The sequence below is a fragment of the Paenibacillus sp. FSL H8-0261 genome, from assembly GCF_045040645.1.
In the GTDB taxonomy this organism is placed as follows: Bacteria; Bacillota; Bacilli; order Paenibacillales; family Paenibacillaceae; genus Paenibacillus_AQ.
Map to the genome: position 1 here is coordinate 3,238,968 of NZ_CP150297.1, position 25,620 is coordinate 3,264,587.

The window sequence follows — 25,620 nt, forward strand, 5'->3', positions numbered from 1 at the left end:
AATTGTTGAAAAAAAGGCATGGGGAGAACAATATGACTACAATCATTGATAAAATCGCCTGGATTCATATCGAGAATGGACAAGTCTTATGTGCGCGTTCCAAAGGGAAAGATATGTATTATTTACCTGGAGGAAAAAGAGAACCCGGAGAAACAGACGAAGAGACACTCGTGCGCGAAATCGAGGAAGAGATTTCTGTTCAGATCAAGAAAGAGACTGTCTCTTATTTTGGAACGTTTGAGGCAGAAGCTCATGGGAAAGCAGAGGGTGTTACAGTCAAAATGACCTGTTATATTGCGGATTATGAAGGGACATTAACGCCAGCGTCCGAAATCGAGGAATTATCTTGGTTAAGCTATAAGGATCGGGATCGCGTGTCGGTTGTTTCCCAAATTATTTTTGATCAATTGTATGAGAAGAATTTGCTCTCATAATCAATCATATACAGCATTTGAAGTCCGTTTTAAGCCAGCAAGTTGGCTTGAGACGGTCTTTTTATTTCTATGAGCCAAAGGTCATTGTTGGGCGTTAGCAACGTTTCTTCTCATTAAGGACAGATGTCCTTTTTTAAACCCCCGATATGCTATTTAATATGGAAGAGATCGAAGTTGAGGAGAGAGAGAAATGAGAGGAATTATATTTGCATTTTTAGCGGGGGCTTGTATTACGCTACAGGGCGTGTCAAATGCTCGAATTAGTCAAGATATCGGGACTTGGCAGGCGGCTACAATTACACAATTAACAGGGTTCATCATGTCCTTTCTCATTCTTTTGTTCGTTAGAGATGGGAAAAGGGGAGGCTTTAAGCAAGTAAAACCCTTATATTTGATCGGTGGCGCTTTTGCGGCTGTTATTATTTTCAGTGAAGTAACGGCCATTCAGCAAATTGGTGTTACGTTTACGATATCCTCATTGTTGATTGCTCAGCTATGTCTGACGTTCTTAATTGATATTAAAGGCTGGTTTGGAATGGAAAAGAGAAAAATGAGACTGCCGCAGTTCATCGGCATCGGGTTGATGATCGTTGGCGTAGTGATACTGAAATTCTAATGGCCTTGCGTAAAGTCGATAAATGGAGGAGTTAAGTTATGATTATTGGTTTGATATTAGCGCTTATCGCGGGATCACTAGTGAGTCTGCAAAATATATTTAATACGAAAGTTAATGAAAAGGTTGGATCTTGGGCCACGACAACTTTAGTGTTAGGGATGGGATTCCTAGCTTCATTTATCATGAGTCTTATCGTTGAAGGAAACCGTATATTTACTTTGAGAAATATGGAGCCTTGGTATTGGATCAGTGGTTTGATCGGGGTTGGGGTAGTAATATGCCTTGTGCAAGGAACTAAGCGGTTGGGCCCTACGTATGCGATTTCGATCGTATTAATCTCTCAGCTTGGGTTTGCACTGCTCTGGGATTCACTAGGCTGGTTAGGGCTTGAAAAGGTTCCTTTTACTTGGAAGCAGTTGGTCGGAGTGATTGTTATTGTTGGAGGTATTCTCGTGTTTAAGCTAGGTGGTGAACGGGAGACGCAGAAGGCGGTTTAGCCTTCCCCTCAGTCGCATGTCTGTCAAAATAGAAGTGATGGCAGTCACACGAGGATGGAAGAAAAGCAAATTATACTTTGGGAAAGTAATAGCTCAATTATAAATAAGGAGTAGATCATCCTATGTTCATACAATTGAACTCCCACACTATTGAAAAGTTAGAAAAAAGCCTTGGTGAACGACCAGGATATTTTAAATTATTCTTCGATACAGAGGGCTGTGGTTGTAATGGCGTGATCGTAATTCAGGTCATTAGTGAACCTCATGCTACAGATATTGAAGTTCAGAAAGAGCCTTTTACTTTTTTTGTTGACCGGCAACAGGAGTCTTTATTTGATGAACAGATGCGACTTGAAGCAGATGAGAATTACCCGTCATTCCGATTAAGTAGTGATTCGAGTCTGTTAGGAAGTAATATTCGTGTAAAAGATATTCGTTAGGCAGGTTGGAGCAGTTAAATGTAGAGTGTGTAGAATGGCTGATGAAGCGATTCTACACACTTTTTTTATTTTTTTCGAGCATTAATATTGTAGACTATGTCACGACGTGATATAGTCACGTTAAGACATATTTAAATGCGACGTATAAATAAAGGGAGCTGGGCATGTTGAACCCTGAGAAAGTATTGAAGAAATACGTACCCATGACTGAAACAGCATTCTATATTCTTTTATCCTTAGATGAACCACGTCATGGATATGGAATAGTGAAGCATGTGGAGAAAATCACGAAAGCACGTCTTTTGTTAGGTTCAGGTACAGTTTATGGCACGTTAACGAAGATGCAAAAAGATGGGATGATTACTGTTTTTGCTGATGAGGAGAGAAAAACAGTTTATGAAAGAACAGACATAGGGATGCTAATTCTTGCTACGGAGATTAATAGACTTAAAGAGCTACATGAGAATGCTACAAAATATGGAGGTGACTTAGATGATTATCAAAATATTTAGACCCCTTTGGAGTTATGATGTTCAGAAAACTGAAGAATGGTTAGCTTCTATGGCCCAAAAAGGCTACGAACTTATCCGAATCAACCGTTTAAATAGATGTTTTTACTTTCAGCAGGGCGAACCGAAAGCAGCAAACTATCGAATCGTATTCGATAAAGTTCCCAACCAATCCCTCTCTAAGGGTCTATTAAATTTCGGATGGACGAAGGTGTTACAGAGCGGCAAATGGGTTGTGACGATGAATCGGCTGCCTTTAGAACAGATTAGAGCTCTCCCTGATCGAGAGGGAATCGTAAAGCATAACAAGAAGATCATGTATATTTTTATGGGGATATTGATTTATTTAATGGTTGCATTACTCAATGTAATTTTAATAAGTACGATAGCATTGAGTGTTTCCAAGTCTGGTCATTTTAATGTCTTCAACGGACCTTTTGGTTTTATTCCCGCTACTGCATTAGGGCTTAGCATTATCTTATGCATTTTCACCGTATATTCGCTGATCACATTAAACAAGACGAACCAAAGATTAACAGGGGAATTCATACAACCAAACAAGCAAAATGGTCAGGGGACATCCCCTCTGAAAGACAGGCTAAGTAAGAATGAAGAGAAGCGTTTGAAAAGTTCAGGTCAACTTGTTTTGAAGTGGAAGATTGGATGGATGTATTCGCCGGATCGGCTTGAAGAGTGGCTAGAGGGAATGGAAGAAAAGGGATATAATCTGTACAGCGTTGGCAAAACAGGAACTGCCTTTTATTTTAAAAAAGGGAAGCCTCGTAAGATGTGTTATTGTGCGGACTTACAAAATACTGCTGATACCAATTACTTCAACATTCATACGGATTCTGGCTGGATATGCCTGTATCATTCGAGTTCATGGAGTCAGAAATGGGTTTTATGGGGCCAAGAATATGTACCAGGTAAAGCCAAACCGCAAATATACAGCGATAAGTTAAATCACTTGAAACTAGCTAGACGTATAGCTTTAACGTATTCTGCTATGTTCTTACCCCTCACTATTTTATATATGTATATCATTGGTTTAAATGTAAGATTATCGACTTATTCTAACCTGGATCGATTGCAGATCATAAATATGATCTTGTACGCCATCTTAATTCTAATGTTTGGATCATATGTTAGTCGGACTTGGTTATATTACAACCGACTTCGTAAACATCATCAATAATATCGTGGAGGTGTATGATGCAACAGAACATTTATGACAACCCTGAGTTTTTTCAAATGTATAAGAACTTAAGGGAGTCAAGAATTACATACAATGACTTTATTGAACAACCTGCAATAAGAGGGTTACTTCCAGACCTACAGGATTTAAATGTTCTCGATCTGGGTTGTGGTTTTGGTGAAATGGCAAACTATATGATTGATAACCATGCTTCACAGGTAACAGGTGTAGATATATCAGTGAAGATGTTAGCTATGGCAAGGAAACGACCTGAGATCCGTTATATACAGGGCTCAATGGAAGAAATCGAATTTAATCGAAATGAATTTGATTTGGTTGTAAGTTCGTTAGCTTTTCATTATGTCGAGGATTATAAAACACTCATTAGTAGGATTTCAGAATGGATTAAACCCAATGGTTACTTGGTATTCTCAACAGAGCATCCTGTTGTTTTATCAAATAAGATTCAAAGTGGGTGGGTTAAAGATTCCGATCAAAATATCCTACATTGGCCTATTGATAATTATGGAGAAGAAGGTCTCAGATCACAGTTTTGGGGAATCGATGGTGTCATAAAATATCATAGAAAACTTTCAACATTACTTAATACTTTGATCCAAAATGGACTGACTATTGAAGGAATTGTTGAACCTGAATCCAGCCTTGAGGGTCTTGAGAAGATGCCCAAATTAATAAATGAAAGAAGGAGACCTTCATTTTTAATAATTAAGGCTAGAAAAACAGTTATACGTGGACAGTAATTTTCAGTTATGAATGAACTTTACCAACCGATGAAGGACGATTACTTTATACTTATGTATACAGCATTTTGCAATGATAATAAGGGGAGTGTTTGTATGCATGAAATACCTCATGAGGATTATTATAAAGTGAAGCCACTACTTCATGGAGAGCATATCCATCCCGAAATTCTCTCTGTGATTGAAGGCAATAATCCTGGTTGGATCTTTGTCGATCAACTTACAGCACCAAAGAGTGCGTTAGTATGGAGTCAGGGGATTGAAGGGTTTTATCTTATTGGCGATCACACCAATCAAGCCTTTATCCATGCACTGGACAGTTATGTAACAGATCATATTGTACCTAGAATGAAGGAACTCGGGATGGAACATTTCGAAGTTTCTGGTCAACATGATGAATGGAATCTGGAATTGATGTTTCCTTCTAGGAAGCTATATCCGTTTGAACAGATGGTGTTCAAGTTACTTCACAAGCCGCCTACGACGCTGACTAATGGGATTAGAACTATAAATCTTAAAATGCTGGATTGGGAGAACTCAGATCTAAAGAATATAGAATTTGTACATGAAAATATTGATTTATTCTGGTCATCGAAAGAAGACTTTGCTGAAAAAGGCTACGGATATGCTGCAGTTGAGGGATCTGAAATTATGGGGGTGTGTTATTCTAGTTTTGTTACACAGGATACACACGCAATCGGAATTGAAACCCTTCCTAAATATCAGAAACAAGGAGTGGGGACACATTTAGCGACGCTAGTAGTTGAAGATGTGCTTGCCAATGGCTTTATTCCTTACTGGGATTGTTCTACTGATAATGAAGCTTCGAAAAAATCGGCACTACGGCTAGGGTTTCAGCAGATACATCAATATAAGTGTGGTGCTTTTGCAATATAATCCTTTTAGAGACGTCTATTCCATGGAGTAGACGTTTTTATTATATTTACCGTGGAGTTGTAAATACTTTAATATGAATTGTAATTTGGTATAACTCTATAATTATGAGAGAATGATCATCGGAACGAATAGAACGATTGAATATATTATAAGGTTAGGATGATCATCCATGAAAATTTTTCTTGTCGAGGACGATAGAACGATAGCATCAGGACTTGAATATTCATTACAGCAGGATCATTTTAAAACCCTTCTATGTTATGACGCCACCTCAGCCAAAGCGGTGTTATCTGAGCGGTTATCAGAGCTCACCTTATGCATCTTTGATCTCTCACTGCCGGATGGCAGCGGTTATGAATTGTGCAAGATCGTGAAAGCGCAAAGTGATATACCGGTAATTTTTTTAACGGCGATTGATGATGAGGTCAACGTGGTGATGGGACTCGATATGGGGGCAGATGATTACATAACCAAGCCTTTTCGGATTCGGGAGCTGCTATCGCGGATTAAATCCGTCTTAAGGAGATATAACAAGCAGGCTCAGACCCAATCCAATATCGAATTAGAGAATATACGGATTAACACGCTTGAAGGAAAGGTTTATAAGAACGGCGATGAAGTGCTATTGACCGCATTAGAATATCGATTATTACTGATCTTTGCTAACCATGTTGGTCAGGTTCTCTCAAGAAATCAATTGTTAGAACGGATTTGGGATGTGGCAGGTGAATTCGTGAACGACAATACATTATCGGTTTACATAAAAAGACTTAGGGAAAAGTTAGAAGATAACCCCCAAGAACCAACGCTGATCAAAACAGTTCGAGGGTTGGGTTACAAGGTAGGTGATTAGGATGCTTCGTAATAGAGAATTTAGATGGTTATTGTTTACGATGTGCTTGATCAGTCTTGTGGCTACAGCGGTGGCGACATTTATATCGTTAGAGGCGGTAGGGCTCATAGCTGGGACTTCAGCTTTGCTTATAGCTTGCAGTGTATTGTTTACCCGCTGGAGATATGGTGAAATTGAAAAGCTCTCAGGGTATCTACGCCAAATCAGTAGTGGGAATTATTCGCTCGATGTTCGTGATAATCAGGAAGGTGAGCTTAGTATCCTGAAGAATGACATTTATAAAGTGACGCTGATGTTATCCGAGCAGAGTGCGCAATTACAAGAAGATAAAATGAAGCTTACTAATGCGATTTCGGATATCTCTCATCAGCTCAAAACCCCGCTTACATCCATGACTGTGATGGCAGATTTATTAAGTGATCCTGAGCTGCAAACTGAGAAGAGAATGGAGTTTACCCGGAAAATTACGATCCAACTCGAACGAATTGGCTGGCTGGTCTCCTCTTTATTAAAATTCTCCAAGATCGATGCAGGAACCATTCATTTTAAAAAAGATCTTGTTCTGGTGATCAAGCTAGTTCAAAAATCTTTGGAGCCCATGTTAATTCCAATGGATATTAAAGAACAACGGGTCTTGATTGATGGAGTTGATAGCACCACATTTATGGGCGATCTCAATTGGACAACTGAGGCGATCATTAATATTCTGAAAAATTGTGTAGAACACACACCTGCTGGGGGAGAAATTTCGATTTCTTTTGCAGAAAATGCACTGTTTACGGAAATTATCATTACAGATAACGGCAAAGGAATCCCAAAGGCAGAGCTCCCCTATATCTTCAAACGATTCTATAAAGGTAAGAATGCAAGCGAAGATAGTGTAGGGATTGGACTTGCCTTGGCACAAAGCATTATCACAGGACAAAACGGAACGATCGATGTGAAGAGTGAAGTGGGAAAAGGTACACAATTTCAGATTAAATTTTATAAGCAAGTCATTTAGCACTTGTAGCTTAGTGACTAGAATGTCACTTTAGAGTCACTGGATAGTCATTGTAGACAGATATACTGATCTCATCAACAAATGGAGGTCTAACAATGGACATTTTAAAGATTGAACATCTGTCTAAAACATATGGAAAAGGCGAAACAGCGGTAAAGGCACTGGATGATGTATCTTTTTCAATTAAAAAAGGTGAATTCGTAGCGATTATCGGGCCATCTGGCTCCGGGAAATCGACCATTCTGCACTTATTAGGCGGAGTGGATAGACCGACAAGCGGCAAAGTATTCGTAGATAACACGGATATTTATGAATTGAATGAAACACAGCTGGCAATCTTTAGACGCAGACAAATTGGGCTGATTTATCAATTCTATAATCTTATACCGGTCTTAACGGTCGAAGAGAACATCACACTTCCTTTACTCCTTGATCAGCACAAGGTAGATAAGAAACAATTTGCGGATACTGTAAAGGCGTTAAATTTGGAGAATCGCTTAAATCATCTCCCGAATCAGCTCTCAGGCGGGCAACAACAGCGGGTCTCTATTGGTAGAGCGTTAATTAGTAATCCCGCAATCATGCTGGCAGATGAGCCAACCGGTAATCTGGATAGTAAGAACAGTGGTGAAATTATAGATTTATTAAAAATGTTTAATAAAACCTATAATCAAACACTGATTGTCATTACTCATGATGAACGGATTGCATTACAAGCGGATAGAGTGATTACCATTGAAGATGGAAGGATCGCCAAAGATGAGGTGATTCGTCCGTGAATATCGTAAATAAATTAACGCTTAGACATTTGAAGCAAAATAAACGAAGAACATTGGTTACTATCATTGGAGTCATCATTTCTGTGGCTATGGTGACGGCTGTGGCAACGCTTGGTTTTTCATTTATGGAATTAATGAGGCAGCAGAGTATCTCAACAAATGGAGAATGGCATGTCCAATATAGAAATGTTACTAAAGCTCAGCTTAAAGCGATAGAAGCGGATGATGCAACGAAAACACTTGTCATCTCAAATGATCGTGGCTATGCCCCTTTAGAGGGGGGACAGAATGAGAACAAGCCCTATTGGTATATTAAGGAATATAATTTAGCTGGTTTTAAACAATTTCCGATTGAACTTCTGGATGGAAGACTCCCGAAGACTAACTATGAAGTAGTCATTTCTGAGGAAATTGCAAAGAACGCTAAAGTAACATACAAGATTGGTGAAACTTTAACTCTCGATGTCGGAGAGCGAGTCACTAGGGATGATAAAAATAGTGGGCAGCCCTTATCTCAGAACGAACGATTACGGACTGAAGAGGATACCCTGAATGAAGAGATCATTCATAAAAAACCAATGAACTACACGATTGTGGGAGTGATAAAGCGCCCTACTTGGGAACCAACATGGTCTCCGGGTTATACTGCTCTAAGTTATGTGGATGAAAGCTTGATTGGAGCAGCTGAAAAAACCACAGCGACGGTTGTATTAAATAAGGTGGATAGCTCCATATACAAGCATGCAGAGGAATTGGCACAAGAAAACAATATCGAGTCGATCTCTTATAATAATAGTCTGCTCCGCTATTATGGTGTGACGAATAACGATGGCTTACGTAACACACTTCTTTCATTGTCAGTCATCGTTATGACTGTGATTATCATTGGTTCCGTTTCTTTAATCTATAATGCTTTCGCAATTTCTGTCTCGGAACGTGCACGCCATTTAGGAATGCTCTCCAGCGTAGGTGCTACAAAGAGGCAGAAGCAGAATTCAGTGTTTTTTGAAGGGATGATCATCGGTTTAATTAGTATACCTATTGGGATCCTTTGCGGAATTACAGGAATCGGGATCACTTTTATGTTTATCAATTCGATGATTCAAGATGTATTAGGGATAACAGAAAAATTAACGTTGGTTGTTACACCTCTATCTCTTCTAACCGCTTGTGTAGTTTCAATTATGACGATTTTTATATCCACCTATCTTCCAGCCCGAAAAGCTTCAAAGATCTCGGCAATTGATGCGATCAGACAATCAACCGATGTTAAGCTCTCTGGTAAAGCGGTGAAAACATCCAAGTTCGTTCGCAAGTTGTTTGGAATTGAAGCAGAGATTGGTTTGAAGAATTTAAAGCGAAATAAACGCAGGTACCAAGCAACCGTATTCTCACTTGTCATTAGTATCGTTTTATTTTTATCCGTATCTTCGTTCACTTCTAATATGAGAAAGTCGGTAGAACTCTCACAGGATGGTTTGAACTATGATATCCAAGTTTATATGGGGACTGAGGACGCTCAAAAAGTAGCTCAGCTGACGAAATCGATATCTGCCTTACCTAATATAACGGAATATAATGTGGTCAGGGAACTAAGCTTGAGTTCATGGATTGATGAAAAAGATATGGCAAAAGAATTGCAAGAGATCGTGGAGAAGGATAGCAGTATTTTAAAGAATGGGAAATATCCTTACTACATTCAGATCCATGCCCTAAATGATCAGAGTTTGAGAACCTATGCAGAATCCGTCGGTGTAAGTTATGAACAATTAACGGATCTCAATCAGATGTCAGCTATTGTGAATGATACCGTCACCTTTGAGGATGAGAACGCCAAAAAAATTATTGAGACCAAAGCTCTTCATTCGGAAATCGGTCAGAAGCTTGATTTAATTTATACGGATTGGAACACAGAGAAAGAGACGAAATTACCACCAGTAGAAATCGTCGCATTAACTGATAAACGCCCTATGGGTGTTCATTCAGCACAAGTTGGTGGATTAAACATCATTGTCTCTGACCAAGTCTTCGATCAATTAACAAATGATACGATGAGTAACGATATACAAAGCCGACTAAACCTGAACAGCTCTGATCCATTAGCGACACAACAAGCCATTGAAGAGATGAAAGAGCGGAATGTCTATGTTCAAAATGTGTTTCAAAATAGACAAAATAGTGAGCAGATGATCATGTTAATGTCTATTTTTACCTATGGTTTTATTGCTTTGATTACATTAATATCGATTGCGAATATTTTCAATACGATATCAACTAGCATATCACTTCGGAAAAGAGAGTTTGCGATGTTGAAGTCTGTAGGGATGACGCCAAACGGTTTTAATAAAATGATTAATTATGAAAGTATCTTCTATGGGATAAAATCACTACTTTACGGGCTTCCGATTAGCATAGTCGTGATGTACTTGATCTTTAGATCCATGATGAGTAGTTTCTCCTATGGATTCGCACTTCCGTGGATGAGTATCTTGTATGTCATAGTCGCTGTATTTATCATCGTTAGCTCAGCTATGCTGTACTCCAGTTCAAAAGTGAAGAAGGAAAATATTATTGATGCTTTAAAACAGGAGAATATATAAGGATTAGCCGCGATAATCGCGGCTTTTTTGACTTTTCTGAAGGTTTATATTTTTTGGGGGTGTTTTGTGTCATATATGACACGAACGGTATGTTATTACATATAAATCCCTATGATATAATGTATTCAATTGAATTTAACAGATTATAACTTTAGAGGCAGGTGTCAACGCTTGAGAACGGTCGTCGTGATTGGCGGGGGAATTACTGGATTGTCTACCGCTTACTATCTACAGAAATCTATACAGCATAATAAGTTGGATGTAAAAATCATTTTGGTTGAAGCCAGCGATAGACTGGGCGGCAAAATCAGAACACTTCAGCATGATGACTTCATCATGGAGTCTGGTGCTGATTCAATTGTCACTCGCAAGACAAATGTAGCACCATTGATTGAAGAATTAGGCATTCAGGATGAGGTTGTATATAACGCGACAGGAATATCATACATCTACACAGAAGGTAAGCTGAAGCAAATTCCTAAAGATGCAGTCTTTGGCATCCCTCTCAGTATTGAATCGCTTGCTACTACAGATTTGATCTCTGCTGAAGGTAAAGTTGAAGCACTTAAAGATTTCTATACTCCGAATGATCGTTTTACGAAAAACGATTCTGTAGGTGATTTTCTGGAAGCTTTCTTTGGAAAAGAACTTGTCGAGAAGCAAATATCACCTGTCCTATCAGGTGTATATTCCGGGAAATTGAGCGAACTTACCATTGCCTCGACCCTTCCTTATTTGATTGATTATAAAAATGAATATGGAAGTATTATTCAGGGATTGTCCGCGAATAAGGCTAAATTCCAGGGGAACGGCGATAAGAAGTTTATGTCTTTTAAGGGTGGCGTATCTGCTCTGATTGATGCCATGGAAGAACAGCTGTCCGATGTTGAGATCATCAAAGGGATTCGGGCAGAGCGCATTGCAAAGGATGGAGAACGGTACCGGGTAACACTGGCAGATGGACGAATCTTGGAGAGCGATTTTGCCGTACTAGGAACGATGCATTCTACTGCACAAGCATTACTTCAAGACGAAGCGCTGAATGAAGATTTCAAACAGTTGTTTAACAGCTCTATGATTAGTGTGTATATAGGATTTGATATCCCTGACAGTCAACTGCCAGCGAACGGTACAGGGTTTATAACAGCCAACAGTGACGATGTTCTTTGTAATGCTTGTACGTGGACAAGTCGCAAGTGGGAGCACACGTCTGGTCAACAACGTCTGCTTGTCAGACTCTTTTATAAAAGCTCAGGACCGCATTATGAGTCCTTGATTAAGCTTTCAGAAGAGGAATTATTAAAGGTGGCGTTGAATGATATACAGACCAGTCTTGGAATTACTGGACATCCAGTTACCCACGATGTGACCAAATGGCATGATGTTATGCCAAATTACCACAAACGCCATCACGAGATTGTAGTATCCTTAGAGAAGAAGATTGCAGATCATTATCCGAATGTAATCCTTGCTGGATGTTCTTATTATGGTGTGGGTATTCCTGATTGTATTGCAAATGGAGAGAAGACAGCGGAACGCATTTTGGAACAAGTAATTACACATTAAACAAAGGAGGGCGGACAATAGTGAGAAAATTAGCGATAAGCTCTATGCAAAGTCTAGACTATAAACAACGGCGGTTGTTTGTATAGAGCGAATAAAAATTGATTTACCGCCAGTGCACTGTGCAGGGTTGTTTTTAGAATAGACTTTGCTACCTTCAAACTCAAAAAAAGTTTAAGGAGCAGAGCGACTATGAAATATGTAAATGCAGATACGATTTTTCCAAAAGAATTATTAGAGGAAATTCAGAAATATATTAACGGTGGTTTGGTGTATATCCCTAAGCCTGAAGAAGCACATGTAAAATGGGGCGAGAAGTCAGGGAGCAGAAAATACTTAAGATCTAGAAATATTGAGATTTGTTTAAGGTTTGCCGTTGGAGCAACGGTTGACCAGCTTTCAGATGAATACTGCCTATCAAGGGACAGTATTAAGAAGATTGTTTACACAAAAAAATAGCTATAATCCCAAAAAGCCACGTTAGAGGAAGCTCTGACGTGGCTTTTTGTATTATAATTGACAGTATGTTCATTAACTACGAGGTGGAAGATACATGGCAGACAAAACATACTTAGATTTACGGATAAGAAAGACAAGAAAAGCAATCCGGAATGCTTTTATAGATTTATTAGCAGAGAAAGAACTGAATAAGATCTCGATCAACGCTATTACGCTAAAGGCTGAAATCAATCGAGCCACATTTTATTTACATTACAAAGATATTAATGATTTGATTGATAGTATCTTGGATGATTTATTAGCAGATTTAAAGAAAATACTCATTGATAAATTTGAAGAATCCTATAAACCAGGGGATGAACTTACCTCGCTGATTTTATTGCTTGAGCATATTGCAGAGAATTCTCATATGTATAAGGTGTTGCTTGTAACCAAAAATATTCCTTATTTCACACCGAAATTGATGGATCTGTTATATGAATTGATATTAACAACAACAGAACAACAATCGATTCAAAAAACAGAGGATTTCTTAACCGTCGATACTCCATCTGATATTGCAGCTTGGTATGGAACATCGGCTATCATTGGTACAATTTCCATGTGGCTAGGCAATGATATGCCTTATACACCTAAATATTTAGCAGAACGAATCATACAGTTAAATCCATTTATACCTGCAAATAATAAAAAGATATAGTGAATTGTTTCACTATTTAAATTTTAATTAACACATATTTATCAACTGTTGCTTTATTAACGCTTTCAGTATTATTGTAGATTGCTTAGCTCCTTAATAACTACTACCATGAAAGTAATAGATAGTATTAAGGAGTGTTAATGAATGATGAAAGTCGGCATTTATCACGGTCAAAATAGTGTGGGGATAGAAGAGCGTCCGATGCCTCAAGTAGGAGCAAAAGATGCGTTGGTTCGGATTTTAGCTGGTGGAATTTGTGGTACAGATATCAATATAGTAAAAGCAGGCTCAGAAATGGGTATCCGTTTCGGCTCAGAGTTTGGACATGAAATGTTTGGTGAAATCGTCGAATTAGGTCCTGATGCGGAAACCGATTTGGCAGTTGGCATGCGTGTAGGTGTGAATCCAATTACTGCAAAACGTGCAGGTCGTCGTTATTCGTTGGAGGTAGGAGCCTTTTCACAATATGTCTTAATTGAAGATGCAGCACTTAATTATAACCTTTATGAATTTGATGATTCCGTTTCGGCAACAGAGGCCGTATTAATGGAACCCATGAGCGTAGGCTTCCATGGCGCTTTTAGCGTACTGCCCAAACATGGAGACAAAATCGTAGTTCTTGGTGCTGGTCCTATTGGCTTATCTGCAGCTGCAGGATTAATTGGTGAAGGCATTAAAGATGTTTGCGTAGTGGATATTGACAACTGGCGTTTGGATAAAGCAAAAGAATTAGGCGCATTAACAGTTAATACGTCGACTGAAACATTAGCAGAGGGTTTAATCAAACACTTCGGCGAAGTGAACGTATACGGTGTGAGTGTACCGAATGTAGATGCTTTTGTGGACGCAGCGGGCGCTCCAATATTATTTGAACAAGTGATGCAGATTGTAAAGCCACAAGCAAGAATAGCAATCATTGCCGTTTATAAAAATGAAGTACCTATAAGCCTTGCTCAAGTGATGAGTAAAGAAGTTAACATAGTTGGAGCTAGTGGATACACACATGAAGATATTGTAAAGGTAATTGAACATATAAACGACAAGAAAACGAATATCTCTACAATGGTGACACAGACTTATAAATTAGAGGATATTCAAGCCGCCTTCGATAAAGCCATTGCAGCAAAAGAAACGATCAAGGTTATTGTAGATCTAACTTAATCATCAGGTAATTATATTGGAGTTCATTTGAGTGTAAAACTCAGGTGAACTCTTTTTATTTTAGAAGAATAATGACGTCATATAAAATTTAATTCAAATTAAATATGGCATATTACTAGAGTGTGGTCGTAATTATACTGAGTATAGAAGTGAAATTAGAGAAAAAACGTGGAGGTACGATGGAAATTAATCTTGTTCCAGTAACGTTTGAAAATAAAGAGATATTGTCTAATCTATATCAATTTTATAATTATGATTTCAGTTTATTTACAGATCAAGATGTGAACGGGCATGGGGAATTCGAGGTGAATATTGATTATTTTTGGGAAGGGGATCATCGATGGAATCCATATTTGATTGAGGTTTCAGGAAACGTAGCTGGATTTGTGGTTGTTCTTTTTGAAAACTTAGATACAGACCCAGATCCAACTCATGTGATCTATGACTTTATGATTTTGCAGAAATACAGGAGAAATGGAATAGGTACTGCTGCCGCAATAAAAACACTTGATCTATTTAAAGAAGCTAAATGGAAACTAGCTCAAATGGAAAATAATAAATCTGCCATAGCATTCTGGCGAAAAGTTCTTAAGGATTATACAAAAGACAACTATACAGAACGTTATTCGAGTGATCTCCAAAAATATATTCAAGCATTCGATAGAAGGGGAAGAACGAAATGAATATCACCGTAACATTAACTGACAGCACAACGAAGTTTATGATTAACAATCTCTACCCACTATACTTACACGATCTATCAGAGATATGGGGGAATCTTCCTAATCAATACGGGGTATACGAGGATGATGAAACACAGACGCTGAATGAACAGAATAAAGTCTTCGACATATGGTGGGAGAAGCCGGGGATTTTATATCCTTATTTAATAAAAGAGGATGGAATTCCTGCTGGCTTTGCATTAGTAGCGACACCACCTCATACACCACCAGGTTGTGAATTTTATTTAAACGAATTCTTTATCCTGCGGCCCTTCCGAGGTACGGGAATCGCTGAACGTGCGGCTAAGGAGGTATTTAATCTTCATATTGGAAAATGGGAGCTACAAACCAATCCCACAGCTACTAATAGGAGAGCCCAGCATTTTTGGAGAAAGACACTGAAAGAATATACTGGTAATAGCTTTCAAGAAGAATGTAAGAAGTCTTTTGATAATGAATTAAAGATGATTTTTAATTTTTGTAATGGATAAAGCTAATCAAATCGAAATGAGGGAATTATTTCTTCTATTGACTTATAGTGGATTAGGGCTTACAATTAGAAAAATTATATATCAAAACAAATGCTTTGATGGAGAAAAGTAGTTCAATACCTCTTTACAGGGAGGAAACGCCGGAGATTGAGAGCGTTTCTAGAGAAAAGGGTTGATCGAAGTTCACTCCGGAGCAGTCCCTTGAAACCATTGTTGGCAAGTAGAGGTGTACCGGTGTTAACCGTTAAATATTTAAGTGAGAACATTTCTGTTTGTTGTACAGAATAGTTCTAATTTAGGGTGGTACCGCGGCTCCTCGTCCCTTTTCGGACGAGGGGTCTTTTTGTTTCCATTTAGAAGAAATATTTGTATCCCTGCAAGGCTCGGTAGCTCAGTTGGTAGAGCATAGGACTGAAAATCCTAGTGTCGGCGGTTCGATCCCGTTCCGAGCCATCTTAACTTTAATAGCAAGCTTTCTATAAAAACAGCCTGTCCGACCATTATGGTTAGACAGGTTGTTTGTTATTTCATCTTAATTTGAAAAGTTTAAGGAGAAGATTAATTATGAAATATGTAATGAAATATGTAAATGCAGATACAGTCTTCCCTAAAGAGTTACTACAAGAAATACAGAAATATATAAACGGTGGTATGGTCTACGTTCCAAAGCCTGAAGAATTACATGTAAAATGGTGTGAGAAGTCAGGGAGTAGAAAATATTTGGAATCAAGAAATATTGAGATCTGCCTGAGGTTTGCTGCTGGTGCAACCGTCGACCAGCTCTCAGGTGAATACTGTCTTTCTAAAGATAGTATTAAGAAAATTGTTTATACTAAAAAATAGCCGGTCAACCTTAGGGTTGACCGGCTATTACATTTATTTGAAGCGTTAACTCGCAAATATATGCTTACCAATTTTTAAGTTCTGAGGACGAGTCCAGATCCATGCACTAGTAGCTGTATCTGGATTGAAATAATAGATCGAATTGTTTGTTGGGTCCCAACCTCGGACAGCATCAAGAGCAGCTAAATAGGCAGTCCGGTTTGGAGTAAGCCAATACTGGCCGTCAGATACGGCTGTAAATGCGCCTTTTTGAAATACAACGTTTTTTATATTGTTTGGAAATTGACTAGATTGTATGCGATTCATAACTACAGCACCAACTGCGACTTGTCCTTTATAAGGCTCACCGCGCGATTCACTGTAGATTACTTTCGCCAAAATATCCATTTCCTCAATATTAAGCGTGTATTTTTTTAGAGCATTCCAAGTTTTTGTACCAGTAACTCCATCGGCGTTTAATCCGTAGGCCTTTTGAAATTTAGCAACGGCAGCTTTCGTTTGTGCTCCATATACACCATCTAAAGGCTGAGTATAGAAATTCAGAGTTTTTAATCGATACTGAAGATCCCACACATCTCCAGAAGAACTCCCTACGGTTAATACCGGAGCAGCACTAGCAGAACCAATCATAGTAGCCATACTTACCAGACCCAAAAGAAGCAACAAAGTGAATATTTTAGTCTTCATTGTAGTAGCCTCCTTTCAGAAAACATTATAAATAACCTTCAATAACTGAGACAACACTCATTTATTGGTAATCTAATAATCCATTTTACATTTTCGAAAAAACTTCATTAGGTTTGTGATCCTATGAAATGGGTAAATGAATAATCAGAGGCACATCAACTTCGGAGGTTTTATATATGAAAAAGCAATTATATCTATTCATAATCGCAGCTGCACTCACTCTAAGCGCATGTGGTAATGATAATAGTTATGGCAATAAGATAATGGAAAATTCCTCACACTCTAGTTCAAGTGACGTACCCGAAAATTTGAAGGTGTCAGAGAATCCTACTTTTAAAATAGGAAGTAAAGCGATTATCCAAGCGGACCATATGGAAGGTATGAAAGAGGCAACAGCAACGATAGTTGGAGCTTTTGATACCACTGCGTATATCGTTTCTTATAGGCCCGCAACAGGCGGATTTCCAGTTACAAATCATAAGTGGATTATTCATGAAGAAATCAAAAAAGCAGCCGATAAACCCTATGAATCCGGCTCAGAAGTCGTAATGGAAGCTGACCATATGAAAGATATGAAAGGTGCAACGGCTCAGATTAACGCAGCGGAACAAACCACGGTATATATGATTGATTACACACCTACTACGGGTGGAGATAAAGTGAAAAATCATAAATGGGTAACGGAAGATGAGCTTTCAGCAATAAAGTAACCAATAGAAATATAAGCTCAAAAGTAATGAAAGATGATTAAGGTAGGAACAGTCATGGACTTTGTTAAAGTTCTAGGCTGCTCCTACCTTTTTGATTGCTTCTTTTATTGGTAGAGAAGTGTTAAGATAACTTTATAAAATACACATATACAAAATATACCATTTTAATTGATGTTTTCTTAGAAGGTAGGAGAGTGATTGAAATGCCTAACTGGCAGGTGAAATTCGATGAAGAAATGCTTAAGCAAGCTGCACAACAGATTCAAGTCGATTGGACAACGATAAAGTATATTGGTGGCTTTGAAAATGTTGTCTATAGCTTTCCAAAAGATGATCATGAATTTATTTTACGTGTAACACATCATTCTCATCAGGAGCAGGAGATGGTCATCTCTGAACTTGACTTTATGGACCATCTTGCAAAGCATGGCGTGCAACTGGCTCGTCCCATTCCCTTTCAGGATGGCAGCTTGGTACAAACGTTAGTCAAAGATGAGGAAAGATTTATGATCTGTGTAATGGAGAAAGCACCAGGTGGTCATGTTAATGCTTCCGATCCCAATTGGGGAACGGAGCTTTTTGAGCAATGGGGTGAGGTAACAGGAAGAATGCATGCTTTAACTCTGCAATACAATCCAGAGACTGTTCTGGCAAGACCACATCAGGGTAAGCTAGAGTTTGACTTTGCTAACTTTGGTACTGTTGAACAGCAGCTTTTTGAAAAGTTGCTTCAAATAAATGATTGGATTAACCAGTTGCCGCAGAATCGAGAAGGCTATGGACTATGTCACCGTGATTTGCATCCGGGTAATTTCTTCGTGCATGAGGGGCAGATCACCTTGTTTGATTTTGATGATTGCGGATACGACTATATGGTGCATGATATTGCCATTGCCGTTTATTATTCGACCATCTTTGGGGATTGGCGAAAACCGGAGGTAGAGCAGAGTAGAACTTCTAGTCTTGCGTCAGCCATGCTGACGTCTTTTATGAAAGGGTATAATCGAGAATATGCACTCGACAATAAATGGCTAGAAGAGCTCCCGCTCTTTATTGAAAAGCGCAGACTGGAATTAGTGCTTTTGTTATTTAAAGAGTTTTCGGAGTCACAGCGTGAGCAGGATAGAGAGTGGCTTGCCCGTAATATTCAGGATGCCCTAAATGACAAAGCTTGTTTAGAGCTTTAATAAATCCTTTTAAGTAGTTTTTAATATATTTAGAATAGATAATGAGGATATATCATATAAAAAAGGAGCATTTATTTGAACCTAGCAACTCCTGTAACACCTATTCAACTTATGCAAGTACTTCTAAACGTTTCTGTGATCCGCCCTGTTTTTATTTGGGGGGCGCCTGGTATTGGAAAGTCTTCTCTTGTAGAAGCTTTTGCTGATCAGGTGGGTCTGCCATGTGTTTCTCTTCTGGGTTCTCAACTAGCACCGGAAGACATCATTGGGGTACCTCAAATCGTTAACGGCAAGAGCCAATTTTGTCCTCCGAAAATGATTGCTCGGGACGAACCGTATTGCTTGTTCTTAGACGAGCTTAATGCCTGTTCTCAAGAGGTGCAAAAAGCTTTTTATAGTCTTATCCACGAACGCCGCATCGGCGATTATCACCTACCTGAGGGCTCTATAGTAATAGGAGCTGGTAACCGTGCACAAGATAGTGCAATTGTTAAACCTATGTCCTCCGCGCTTATCAATCGGATGTTCCATATACAGCTAAATGTATCTTTTCAGAATTGGATCTCTTGGGCATATGAGAATAGCATTCATCCTATGGTTATTGAATATCTGGAATTGCGTCCCGATCATCTGTGGAGTGCACCTCCAAAGACTGAAGAGCCTTTCTCCACGCCACGCTCTTGGCATATGCTTAGTGATGCACTACATGAGTTTGGGGATGATATAAATGTGGATGCCGTGGGGATTTTAGCGAATGGTTCACTGACACCTTCTCACGCCACACAATTCAGGGCTTTTTATAAAAATCTAACTGGAAAATATGAACTTAATCAAATTATAGATGGTAAATCCTCATTTCCAACGGCTCCAGAAGATCGGGATCTCCTGTATTTCCTGGCGCAATCCTTGCGTGCCCAGATTATCAAAGAACTCCCTCCGATTAAAGATAACGTACGAGATGGACATCGCCAATTTGCACACACTGTTAAAAAGCTGATTAAAGACCTGTCCGTCATTAGCTTTGAAATTGCACAGCTAGTAGTTGCTAAGCAGGAGCAAAGTGATAATATTCCAGATTGGTTAATGGTTGAAATTGTACGTGATTTACCACGTCTTGCAATAAAAGAGCGGGGGTAAATATGGCTAAAAAAACAACTCCAGATAATCCCGCTTTGAAAAATTTTAATGAAGCATGTTCATTAATCGCGGATCATCCTATTTTTGCACCGTTATCTGTTCGAGCTTCGATTATTCATAATGAAAATAGTCCCTATCCTGAAGACGGCTGGGCAATTGTCACTAATAACGGTTATATTTACACTCATCCTAAAAGGCGTGGCGAGGTTGCCGAATGGATGTACGTTTTGGCACATTGTTTTCTTCATTTAGGTCTTGGACATTTAAAGAGTAAAGAGAATCAAGTGGCGTGGAACGTTGCATGTGATGTGTACATAGCAAAGTTTTTAAATGACTTGAAACTTGGGAAAGTACCCGCAGATATGGAGTCGCGAATTGATCTTACAATTAAAGATGAACAACAGCTTTACGAGCAATTTATGATAAAAGGAATTCCGGACACCTCCAGATATTTTGGGACTGCGGGTGTTTCAAAACTGGATATGAATGTTAGAGAAACCACCAAAAGATACTGGGGAAAAGCACCGGATTGGGAAGCCTATTTTGCTTATGGGTTATCTAATGCTGTGACGAATGCAGTAAGTGTTGCTGGAGGCCATGCTAATACTATTAGTGACCCTGCACTTTCATTAACCGCTCCACAACGTGCAAAACGATGGTTTATGGACAGATATCCTTTATTAGGTGCGCTTGCCGCCGGCTTTGAGATTATAGAAGATCCAGCGATATGTCGGCGATTTGATATTTCCATAGCTGCCATTGACGTTATTGAGCGCAAAATATTTATGAACCCTGCAGCCGGACTAAACGACGAGGAGTGTATTTTCGTGATGGCGCATGAGCTTCTGCATGCGGGGCTTCAGCATCACGAGCGATGTCTTGGCCGGGATCATTATCTTTGGAATGTAGCTTGTGACTACGTAATAAATCTATGGCTAGTAGAAATGAGTGTAGGGGAGTATCCGCGAATTGGACTCTTATTAGATCCTGAGCTTAAAGGTTTATCTGCTGAAACGATTTATGATCGTATGGTCGGAGATATCCGCACTTATAAGAAACTGGCAACCTTGAGAGGGAATGGACTTGGTGACATTTTAGATAACGGTTCATCAAGTTTTTGGGATGCGAGAGAAGGACAGACGCTAGATGATTTCTGTAAAAATGCGATGCAGCAAGGACTTATGTATCATGAAGAGCAAAGTCGCGGTCTTTTACCGTCAGGCCTAGTTGAAGAGATTAGAGCGCTGGGCCAGCCACCTATTAAATGGGATGTAGAGCTTGCTCGGTGGTTTGATCATTATTTTTCACCGCTTGAGAAGACCAGATCTTATTCACGAATTAGCAGACGTCAATCTTCTACGCCTGATATCCCTCGACCACAATGGGTTCATAGCGGTGCTGCAGATGATGGCCGCACTTTTGGAGTTATTTTAGATACCTCAGGCTCAATGGATAAAAAGCTTCTGGCCAAAGCATTAGGGGCCATTTCAAGTTATGCGCAGGCTCGTGATGTTCCTTTTGCACGGATTATCTTTTGTGATGCTTGTCCTTATGATGCAGGTTACATGCCCCCCGAGGCTATCGCAGATCGAGTACAAGTGAAGGGAAGAGGGGGAACGATCTTACAACCAGCTATTGATTTGATTCAACAAGCTGAGGATTTTCCGAAAAAAGGACCGCTTCTAATTATTACAGATGGTTATTGTGACAAGCTGACCATTAAAAGAGACCATGCTTATATTTTGCCCAAGGGAAATGACTTGCCTTTCTCACCCAAAGGACCTGTATTCAGAATTAATTAGGGCTTAGAATAAATTTAGAGCGAGGTAACAATGGATATGAATCCCCCCAAACATATTCTTTCCGCAGCTACCGTTGTATTCAATGATCAAAGAGAGATTTTATTAATAAAAGGTCCACGTAGAGGATGGGAGATGCCAGGCGGACAGGTTGAAGAGGAGGAGTCCCTTATAGAAGTAGCAATCAGGGAAGCCAAAGAAGAATCGGGCATTGATATAGAGATTAATAAGTTCTGCGGAGTTTTTCAAAATGTTGATCGATCTATTTGTACTAACCTATTTCTAGGGAAAGCCATCGGCGGCGAACCTGCTACTAGTTCCGAGAGCTTAGAAGTTGGGTTTTTCTCGATAGAACAAGCATTGGAAATGGTCACATGGAAAAACCTCAGACTGCGGCTGGAGTATTGTTTAAATGATGATGCGCAGCCGTTTTACGTAGAGTTACAGGGCAAAGAAGTAGAAGAAGTAATATTTAAATTAGAAAATCAGCAAACTTATTAGAGGTCTCCTGCATCCTAGCTAATGAAACCTCTGAGTTAATGTAGGGAGTAAAATGAACAAATGTTACGATCAACCATTCATACTTTTTTTTATTTTATAACATTTTCAGTTGATTACAGAACTTTTCATACGTTTACAGCGTCTTACTTATGAACGATAAATCGACGGTAAGGACTGAAACATTATGAAAGACAACACGAAGCTTTTCAGAAATAATATGAGGAGCCAGTCTTCTATACAATCTGTAGGCGGCAGGCGTTATGTGCCAGGAATTGATGGTCTAAGGGCTTTATCAGTACTCGCTGTAATCGCATATCATTTGAATCTGAATTGGGCTGAGGGTGGACTTCTCGGCGTTGGAATATTTTTTGTAATCTCCGGATATCTCATTACTGACCAAATCATTAGCCAGTGGGAGCGGCATCGAAGGCTGAACCTTGTAGACTTTTGGGTTCGTAGGGCGCGGAGGCTGTTGCCTGCGATGGCCGTTATGCTTTTTGTGGTTGCCATATGGCTTTTAATTATAGAACCATCAAGATTGTTTGGGCTCAAGGGTGACTTTATGTCTTCCTTATTTTATTTCAATAACTGGTGGCTAATATTTCATAATGTTTCCTATTTTGAAAGCTTTGGCCCACCATCTCCTATCGGACATTTATGGTCGCTTTCTATTGAAGGACAGTTTTATATTCTATGGCCAATAGTTCTCATCATCGTGATGAAAATCGCTCGTCGGCGAGGTAAGCTTATTGCATGGATTATGGCTTGCGCAGCAGTCTCGGCTTTAGCCATGGCATTGATCTACGTACCGGGGACAGACCCAAGTAGAGTATATTATGGAACGGATACCCGCTTATTTGCGCTTCTCATTGGAGCAGCACTTGCAGTTGCTTGGCCAAGTCAGAAACTTAATGATAACGTCTCAGAACCGGCTCGGCGTGTGCTTGATATTGTAGGGGGATTAGGACTCATTCTATTGTTGGTACTTTTTAATCAGGTTAATGAGTTCGATGATTTACTTTACCGTGGTGGGTTTTTAGTGATTTCTTTGATTGCAGCTGTAGTTATTGCCGTTCTAGCTCATCCTGCTAGCCGTCTGGGATCGATCGTAGGCTGTAAACCTTTGCGTTGGATCGGGCTGCGATCATATAGCTTGTACATATGGCATTTTCCAGTCATTATCCTTAGTAGTCCGAATGTGAGTACTGAAGAAAGCAGCATGCTTCGGATCATCATTCAGGTAGCAGTAAGTTTTCTTCTAGCTGCATTGTCATATAAGTATGTGGAGGAGCCCATTCGTCGAGGTTCATTTAAAGAAACTTGGAAGAACATCAGTGTAAAGCGAAGGGGTGGTCTTCGTCCAGGCTTCTTAATGGCTATTATTGCTGTGATTCTTATCCCAATCGCATGCAAAGGTTATTTGTTAAACGCTGGATCGGATACGTCTGCGATCGAATTGGCAGATTTGCAGTATGAACAACAACAACTGCAACAGCAAGAACAACGACTGCAGCAGCAAGAACAACAAGATATGGGAAGAAAGAATGATCCCGCAGATCATAAAGCGATAGACGAAAATGTAACTGATAAACCATCAATACCAGCCTTGGCAACAGCTACAACTGAACCTGAAGTAAAAAAAGCTGATACTAAGGTGGGAACTACAAATACAGAAATAGCAAAGCCTGAATCAGAAGTGGAAAAATCTGTTCCTGAAGAAAAGAAACCTGTGGCTGAGAAGAGTCAAGCTGGAACGGATGTTACGGCCATTGGAGATTCTGTCATTTTGGATGCAGCACCATACCTTTCAGAGGAATTACCTGGCATTGTCATCGAGGGAAAGATCGGTCGGCAGATGGCTAAAGCTCAGGAGGTAGTGGATCAGCTTAAAGCTCAAGGCCGGCTGGGTAAAAAGGTTATAATCGAGCTTGGGACTAACGGATCCTTTAGTTCAAAGCAATTACGTAATTTACTGGATTCATTAAGTGATGCTGAGCAGATTTTTTTGGTCAATACACGGGTTCCAAGAAAATGGGAGAATAATGTGAATCACAATATTTCAAAAGTTTCCAGTGAATATAGTAATACGACCGTAGTAGACTGGTACTCTGCAAGTGAAGGAAAAGACGATTATTTCTACCAAGATGGTGTGCATCTTAAACCAGAGGGCTCCAAGTGTTACGCCTCACTTCTTGCGAAAGCCTTGGAAAGTAAGTAAGAATTAATTGAATCTCCAAACTTTTTGATATTATATTTTAATAGACCGGCAAGAGAGTTCTCTCTTTGCCGGTCTTTATTTTTCGTAAACGAATAATCATTGAAAAGCTAATTAATTCCTAGTCGTAGATAAAATGCTCCACAACAGCCACAGTCTTCGTTATGTCAGGATTAGAATTGTCGATCACCTTCACATTAGAACTTGGAAGCGGCCACTTCACACTGCGGTTTCCAAATGATTTGCGAAATTCATCCCAATGCTGGAACTTCCATTCATCTAATGGTGATTGTCGATCGTGAATTCGTGCCCGATACAATTCCTCATTGGCTAGTTCGACCAAGACAACTTTAACCTCAACATCTTGCAGCGAACGTCCGATTCGAGATAACTCACTGCTGATCCAGTCAGGGTTGGCAGCTTCTTTAGTAAATGGCCCAACCACAAATGCATCTACATTCAGGCCTATATTGTCTAGCGCTGCATCCATCGTAATCCGGTAGCCCAAATCACGGCATAATCTTTTGTAATCGGCAGAGTCTCTGTCTGCCGGGTCCAATCCGTGAAAGGTCATAATGGCGTCAGCCGCTGGACGTAATAGAATATCCATATCAAAGAAGGGTACTTTACGCCGGGAAGCGATCGCTTTAGCTAATGTCGTTTTGCCTGCCCCAGCTGGCCCTAGAAAAAATACAAGTTTGTTCATCATTGTCTCTCCTTAGAACCTCAATTCATTGCTACAGTCTATCTCTAAATATTATCATATAAAAGAAGATGAGTAATCGCCAGCGTAAAATCCTCATCTACCGTAGGTTTTGAGAACCTGATGTATTTCGCGTTACGGTCCATAATATGATATTT

General features: G+C 39.5%; 27 protein-coding genes, 1 tRNA gene and 1 other annotated feature. Of the genes, 26 read left to right on the plus strand and 2 right to left on the minus strand.

Going from position 1 to position 25,620, the window contains the following annotated elements; genetic code table 11:
* Positions 1-32: 32 nt before the first annotated feature.
* From MHI27_RS14490 to MHI27_RS14585, 20 genes are all read left to right on the plus strand, one after another.
* Complete coding sequence (locus MHI27_RS14490) at positions 33-434, plus strand: NUDIX domain-containing protein (protein WP_405176573.1); 402 nt, start codon at positions 33-35, stop codon at positions 432-434.
* A 190-nt stretch (positions 435-624) separates the two neighbouring features.
* Positions 625-1,050: a DMT family transporter gene (locus MHI27_RS14495; RefSeq protein WP_076285787.1), complete on the plus strand. Its 426-nt coding sequence runs from the start codon at positions 625-627 to the stop codon at positions 1,048-1,050.
* A gap of 38 nt (positions 1,051-1,088) precedes the next feature.
* Positions 1,089-1,547: a DMT family transporter gene (locus MHI27_RS14500; RefSeq protein WP_042187996.1), complete on the plus strand. Its 459-nt coding sequence runs from the start codon at positions 1,089-1,091 to the stop codon at positions 1,545-1,547.
* Positions 1,548-1,669: 122 nt separating this feature from the next.
* On the plus strand, positions 1,670-1,987 hold the full coding sequence (locus MHI27_RS14505) for an iron-sulfur cluster biosynthesis family protein (protein WP_339271137.1): 318 nt from the start codon (positions 1,670-1,672) through the stop codon (positions 1,985-1,987).
* A gap of 164 nt (positions 1,988-2,151) precedes the next feature.
* Positions 2,152-2,499 (plus strand): PadR family transcriptional regulator, encoded by a 348-nt coding sequence (locus MHI27_RS14510; protein WP_405176574.1) that lies wholly within the window; start codon positions 2,152-2,154, stop codon positions 2,497-2,499.
* Positions 2,480-3,691: a DUF2812 domain-containing protein gene (locus MHI27_RS14515; RefSeq protein ID WP_405176575.1), complete on the plus strand. Its 1,212-nt coding sequence runs from the start codon at positions 2,480-2,482 to the stop codon at positions 3,689-3,691. Before MHI27_RS14510 ends, MHI27_RS14515 begins: the two co-directional genes overlap by 20 nt.
* A gap of 17 nt (positions 3,692-3,708) precedes the next feature.
* Positions 3,709-4,452, plus strand: a complete 744-nt coding sequence (locus MHI27_RS14520) for a class I SAM-dependent methyltransferase (protein ID WP_405176743.1) — start codon at positions 3,709-3,711, stop codon at positions 4,450-4,452.
* Positions 4,453-4,548: 96 nt separating this feature from the next.
* Positions 4,549-5,349 (plus strand): GNAT family N-acetyltransferase, encoded by an 801-nt coding sequence (locus MHI27_RS14525; RefSeq protein WP_405176576.1) that lies wholly within the window; start codon positions 4,549-4,551, stop codon positions 5,347-5,349.
* Positions 5,350-5,518: 169 nt separating this feature from the next.
* A complete protein-coding gene (locus MHI27_RS14530) occupies positions 5,519-6,202 on the plus strand; it encodes a response regulator transcription factor (protein WP_405176577.1) in 684 nt (227 codons plus the stop codon).
* Between the two features lies 1 nt (position 6,203).
* Positions 6,204-7,205: a sensor histidine kinase gene (locus tag MHI27_RS14535; protein WP_405176578.1), complete on the plus strand. Its 1,002-nt coding sequence runs from the start codon at positions 6,204-6,206 to the stop codon at positions 7,203-7,205.
* 95 nt (positions 7,206-7,300) lie between these two features.
* Entirely contained in the window at positions 7,301-7,984 is a 684-nt protein-coding gene (locus tag MHI27_RS14540) for an ABC transporter ATP-binding protein (RefSeq protein ID WP_042127549.1), read from the plus strand.
* Positions 7,981-10,584 (plus strand): ABC transporter permease, encoded by a 2,604-nt coding sequence (locus tag MHI27_RS14545; RefSeq protein ID WP_405176579.1) that lies wholly within the window; start codon positions 7,981-7,983, stop codon positions 10,582-10,584. Before MHI27_RS14540 ends, MHI27_RS14545 begins: the two co-directional genes overlap by 4 nt.
* Before the next feature lie 171 nt (positions 10,585-10,755).
* Positions 10,756-12,150: a protoporphyrinogen oxidase gene (locus tag MHI27_RS14550; RefSeq protein WP_042188016.1), complete on the plus strand. Its 1,395-nt coding sequence runs from the start codon at positions 10,756-10,758 to the stop codon at positions 12,148-12,150.
* Between the two features lie 189 nt (positions 12,151-12,339).
* Positions 12,340-12,606, plus strand: coding sequence for a CD3324 family protein (locus MHI27_RS14555; RefSeq protein ID WP_042127555.1), 267 nt, complete (start codon positions 12,340-12,342; stop codon positions 12,604-12,606).
* 94 nt (positions 12,607-12,700) lie between these two features.
* Positions 12,701-13,306 carry a TetR/AcrR family transcriptional regulator gene (locus MHI27_RS14560; RefSeq protein ID WP_042188018.1) on the plus strand — a complete coding sequence of 202 codons (606 nt, stop codon included), beginning with the start codon at positions 12,701-12,703 and terminating at the stop codon, positions 13,304-13,306.
* A gap of 144 nt (positions 13,307-13,450) precedes the next feature.
* On the plus strand, positions 13,451-14,467 hold the full coding sequence (locus MHI27_RS14565; RefSeq protein WP_405176580.1) for a zinc-binding dehydrogenase: 1,017 nt from the start codon (positions 13,451-13,453) through the stop codon (positions 14,465-14,467).
* A 179-nt stretch (positions 14,468-14,646) separates the two neighbouring features.
* Positions 14,647-15,150 (plus strand): GNAT family N-acetyltransferase, encoded by a 504-nt coding sequence (locus tag MHI27_RS14570; RefSeq protein WP_405176581.1) that lies wholly within the window; start codon positions 14,647-14,649, stop codon positions 15,148-15,150.
* Positions 15,147-15,680: a GNAT family N-acetyltransferase gene (locus tag MHI27_RS14575; protein ID WP_405176582.1), complete on the plus strand. Its 534-nt coding sequence runs from the start codon at positions 15,147-15,149 to the stop codon at positions 15,678-15,680. Before MHI27_RS14570 ends, MHI27_RS14575 begins: the two co-directional genes overlap by 4 nt.
* A gap of 86 nt (positions 15,681-15,766) precedes the next feature.
* Positions 15,767-16,007: a binding site (T-box leader), on the plus strand.
* A 53-nt stretch (positions 16,008-16,060) separates the two neighbouring features.
* Positions 16,061-16,133: transfer RNA gene (locus MHI27_RS14580), tRNA-Phe, on the plus strand.
* A 123-nt stretch (positions 16,134-16,256) separates the two neighbouring features.
* A complete protein-coding gene (locus tag MHI27_RS14585; protein ID WP_405176744.1) occupies positions 16,257-16,523 on the plus strand; it encodes a CD3324 family protein in 267 nt (88 codons plus the stop codon).
* A 45-nt stretch (positions 16,524-16,568) separates the two neighbouring features.
* Here MHI27_RS14585 and sleB read toward each other — a convergent pair whose 3' ends face one another.
* Positions 16,569-17,210 (minus strand): spore cortex-lytic enzyme, encoded by a 642-nt coding sequence (gene sleB / locus MHI27_RS14590; RefSeq protein WP_405176583.1) that lies wholly within the window; start codon positions 17,208-17,210, stop codon positions 16,569-16,571.
* A gap of 176 nt (positions 17,211-17,386) precedes the next feature.
* Here sleB and MHI27_RS14595 point away from each other — a divergent pair, with 176 nt between their 5' ends.
* From MHI27_RS14595 to MHI27_RS14620, 6 genes are all read left to right on the plus strand, one after another.
* Positions 17,387-17,920 carry a YdhK family protein gene (locus tag MHI27_RS14595; RefSeq protein ID WP_339271158.1) on the plus strand — a complete coding sequence of 178 codons (534 nt, stop codon included), beginning with the start codon at positions 17,387-17,389 and terminating at the stop codon, positions 17,918-17,920.
* 203 nt (positions 17,921-18,123) lie between these two features.
* On the plus strand, positions 18,124-19,107 hold the full coding sequence (locus MHI27_RS14600; protein ID WP_405176584.1) for a phosphotransferase enzyme family protein: 984 nt from the start codon (positions 18,124-18,126) through the stop codon (positions 19,105-19,107).
* Positions 19,108-19,182: 75 nt separating this feature from the next.
* On the plus strand, positions 19,183-20,244 hold the full coding sequence (locus MHI27_RS14605; protein ID WP_076298997.1) for an AAA family ATPase: 1,062 nt from the start codon (positions 19,183-19,185) through the stop codon (positions 20,242-20,244).
* Positions 20,245-20,246: 2 nt separating this feature from the next.
* Positions 20,247-22,046, plus strand: a complete 1,800-nt coding sequence (locus tag MHI27_RS14610) for a DUF2201 family putative metallopeptidase (RefSeq protein WP_339248030.1) — start codon at positions 20,247-20,249, stop codon at positions 22,044-22,046.
* A 36-nt stretch (positions 22,047-22,082) separates the two neighbouring features.
* On the plus strand, positions 22,083-22,544 hold the full coding sequence (locus MHI27_RS14615) for an NUDIX hydrolase (RefSeq protein ID WP_405176745.1): 462 nt from the start codon (positions 22,083-22,085) through the stop codon (positions 22,542-22,544).
* Between the two features lie 184 nt (positions 22,545-22,728).
* The gene (locus tag MHI27_RS14620; RefSeq protein ID WP_405176585.1) at positions 22,729-24,762 is read left to right on the plus strand and encodes an acyltransferase family protein; all 2,034 of its coding nucleotides are present in this window, start codon (positions 22,729-22,731) and stop codon (positions 24,760-24,762) included.
* A gap of 118 nt (positions 24,763-24,880) precedes the next feature.
* Here MHI27_RS14620 and MHI27_RS14625 read toward each other — a convergent pair whose 3' ends face one another.
* Entirely contained in the window at positions 24,881-25,465 is a 585-nt protein-coding gene (locus MHI27_RS14625; RefSeq protein WP_379423455.1) for an AAA family ATPase, read from the minus strand.
* Positions 25,466-25,620: the final 155 nt, after the last annotated feature.